The sequence below is a fragment of the Bradyrhizobium sp. Mp27 genome (genome assembly GCF_029953005.1).
Lineage (GTDB): Bacteria > Pseudomonadota > Alphaproteobacteria > Rhizobiales > Xanthobacteraceae > Bradyrhizobium > Bradyrhizobium barranii.
The window spans coordinates 1-213 of the sequence record NZ_JASAUS010000923.1; the positions used below are offsets into that span (position 1 = coordinate 1).

At 62.0% G+C, this 213-nt stretch carries 1 pseudogene; it reads left to right on the forward strand.

The window, feature by feature from the left end:
* A pseudogene (locus tag QJT78_RS53010) lies at positions 1-213 on the forward strand (IS21 family transposase); the annotation flags it as partial.

The window sequence follows — 213 nt, forward strand, 5'->3', positions numbered from 1 at the left end:
GGAGAAGGGGCAAGTCGAGAACCAGGTCGGGCTGGTCCGGGAACGCTTCTTCACGCCGCGGCTGCGGTTCAAAACCCTCGACGAGTTAAACGCCTGGCTGCTCGACAAATGCATCGCCTACGCCAAGGCTCATCGCCATCCGGAGCTGACCGATCAGACGATCTGGGACGTGTTCGAAGCCGAACGCCCCAAACTCGTTCCCTATGCCGGCCG